Origin of the sequence: Paraburkholderia oxyphila NBRC 105797 (genome assembly GCF_000685075.1) — a bacterium.
Classification (GTDB): domain Bacteria; phylum Pseudomonadota; class Gammaproteobacteria; order Burkholderiales; family Burkholderiaceae; genus Paraburkholderia; species Paraburkholderia oxyphila.
This window is the reverse complement of the sequence record NZ_BAYD01000240.1, coordinates 1-2,876: the sequence shown is the minus strand read 5'-3', so window position 1 is coordinate 2,876 and position 2,876 is coordinate 1. Positions and strand designations below refer to the sequence as shown.

The window sequence follows — 2,876 nt, the reverse complement described above, 5'->3', positions numbered from 1 at the left end:
ACCTGGATCGTATCGGACTCGCCTCTTCTGTCCGGCGTGAGCTGTTCGACGACCATCCCGAAGGCTGGGCATCGTACGCCGCCTGGATACGGGAGAAGGTAGACTGGTTTGCGGTCGACCTACCCGACACGGCCGCCAGTACTTCGACCTCAGTGGACATCCTTCACTCGCAGGAGAGACCGGCTCGCGTAACCCCAGCAAGGACAGGATGGCCGTGGAGCTCAATCAAGTCGGCCACGTAGCGGTCATTGCTCGCCGCCGCGTTCCTGCTGGCGGTGATGACCGGCACTGTCCCGGGCGTGGAGACCGCGGATGAACGCGTCGTGCAAACCTTCGAGCTGGTCAGGCTGGCCATGCCATTTCAACGGCTGCCGCCGCCGTCGCAACGCTATACCGCCACAGGGCCTCGCCGGGTGTGGTCACGACGCGCCGCCCCTACGGTGTTTCGTTCATCACGCTCTTTGTTCTCGCTGCCCGATCGGGCGATGCGGCGCGCAAGGGCCGGGCCCGTAACGGACAATGACGGCCCATGGGCCACGTACGGCCATTTGAAATCGGTGCGGCGCGCTTGCGTTGCGCGTGCAGGCGGACTCATGACTGGAGAAACCGTCCTTTGCCAGGCAAAGCGCTCTGGACCAAGCGGAATCAAAAGATGGGCGATAAACTCCGTCATAAGCCGAGAAAGTCGATTCCGACGCTCTACTGACGCTCTACCAGGCGCAACTTGCGCCAACGCATTCAGGCTGATGGAGTGACGTTCTAACGCAGTTCTAACGCCTGGTTCCAGCGGACCGTCACCCGTCGCCGCTCTCGCGGCCTCGCCTGTCACGGTGCCGGCGCGCGCTGCTTGCCGTCGACCAGCAGCGTCTTCGTGTTGCCCGTCACGATGTACTGCACCCGCTGGGTAGCCGACACGGCGCCGTACGACGTGCCGTTGACGAACACGGTGCCGTCTCTCAGCACGACCGTATCGCCCGCGACCTGTGCCTGGCCGTTCGTGCCCATCAGGGTCGCCTCGCTCTTGCCGGACGTCGACGAACTGCTCACCGACGTGCCCGACGCCGCCGACGCCGTGCTGCACGACGTTTCACAGCCGCTCATGCTGATGGCGGCGAGAAGCGCGACTGCAAACGGTAGGGATTTCATATGCACCGCCTCCATGTCTGAAAGCCAACGACGTCCGACTAACGCCATGCTCGCGAAGTATATGCTGCGCGCGGTGCCGACGCGTCTTCATCCATAACGACGCTTCACGCGGTGTTTTCAACGCCGTCAGGCGCAGACGGCGAAAGAATAGCGCGGGTCACGCCCTGACTGTCGACGCTTCGAGCCACGAGGCGCGGAAGGTGCACTAGCGTGCCCTCGCCGGGCACGGAGCGGACTCCGCAGGGAGCGTTGATTCAGCCGCATCCCGCGTCAATGGCGATCAGTCATCCTCTCCGCTGAGACGGAGCACAACTGGAGAAAATCTTCGCTTTTCACATTATGCGCACGAGGCACTCATCACCTTAAATTCCTCTGCTGCGTGGCTTTCGTGAACTGCGGCGTTTCACGCACCGGGCGCAGATGCCACAGACGCGTGCCGCATTCGGGGCCCCTGTCATTCGACACGGTTGCCACGTTCGACGACAGATCGAACGTGAGACGCTCCGCGTTGCCGCTGCCAGTCCACAGCCGGTCGTAATGCACGGGCGTTGCACGCATGCCAGTACGACGTGCTTGTTGCTGGCGCCAGTTTCAGGACAGATGTAACGCGCGACGTTACCATCAAGATCACGTTTTTTATTTCGGATGCAGAAGGCGCGAGCAACAACGGTTATCGGCGTCGCTCTCTCGCCAGAGCCGCAACCCGAAAAAACAGCCCTGCATCCTCAGGCTTGATCATCTTTGACCCGCAACACCATTTGGATAGTGATCCGAATAAATTAAGGCACGCCAGAACCAGAGAATGGAGAGCAGGCAGGTCCCAGGGAAAGGCGCCAGGGGTTCTTCAATCATCGCTGTCGGGCGGCTGCCCGGGTCACCGGCGCCCGAACGGACCGGCAGGGTCAGCACGAACGCCTTTCCGGTCGCACCAGGAACCATCGACGACGGCTTCATCCCCGCGTGCGTCGCGCCCCGCCGTTCGATATTTGATGGCGATCACGCTACGCTCGGGGGCGCGACGCGGCGCGCAGTGCGTCCAGCCGCGCCAGCAGCGCGCGGGCCTGCAGTTCGAGGGGACGTGGCAGGTCCGCCTCCCGTAGCGCATTGACCCGAGCGCGCCAGTAGTCCGACGATGTCACCGGCGTTCCCTGCCCGGCATCATGGTCGTGAATCAGGCGCTCGACTTGCAGGATCATGGCTCGAAGGTGCGCCAGTTCCTGGGCATAGTCGTCATAACTCATGTGCCCTTTGCTCATCCTGTCGCGCTGGTCCTGTGTGCACGACCGGTCTGCACCGTTCATGGTTGTGAGTTCCGTGAAAGATGGCCGCAGGAAGAAGCGCTTCGTGGCGCCTCCTCCTGCATTGACCATCGCCCCGCCACGTGTGCCATCAGTTACAGTGCAGGCGCCGGGCCCAACCGGGGGAGGCTATTCGCCGGTTGGGCCCGCCGACGTTCGCGTCGATAGTGTTCGACCACGAAGATGGCTGCAAACAGCAAGACCGCGCCACCTGTCGCCATGGCTGCCTGGCTGGCGTTAGTCAGCACCTCCTTTCAAGACCGCGATTGCGTTTGAAAAGGATTCCTTGACATATGGCAGCTCTGTCATCGCAGCCTGGGCACCAGGTCTGAGCCGCTATCGTTTCGCCACCTGCGACACCGGATCGGTTGCGCGCATGGCGCGCTTTGAGGCGGCCGCCGCCATCTCGAGGCTGTTACGGGTGGCCTCGAG

At 62.8% G+C, this 2,876-nt stretch carries 3 protein-coding genes; all 3 read right to left on the bottom strand.

Annotated features, from left to right (window positions below; all coding sequences use genetic code 11):
• Positions 1–825 precede the first annotated feature (825 nt).
• Positions 826–1,146 carry a hypothetical protein gene (locus BO1_RS48520; protein WP_245644147.1) on the bottom strand — a complete coding sequence of 107 codons (321 nt, stop codon included), beginning with the start codon at positions 1,144–1,146 and terminating at the stop codon, positions 826–828.
• A 357-nt stretch (positions 1,147–1,503) separates the two neighbouring features.
• Entirely contained in the window at positions 1,504–1,704 is a 201-nt protein-coding gene (locus tag BO1_RS48515; RefSeq protein WP_028223739.1) for a hypothetical protein, read from the bottom strand.
• A gap of 443 nt (positions 1,705–2,147) precedes the next feature.
• A complete protein-coding gene (locus BO1_RS48510) occupies positions 2,148–2,387 on the bottom strand; it encodes a hypothetical protein (RefSeq protein WP_028223738.1) in 240 nt (79 codons plus the stop codon).
• Positions 2,388–2,876 lie beyond the last annotated feature (489 nt).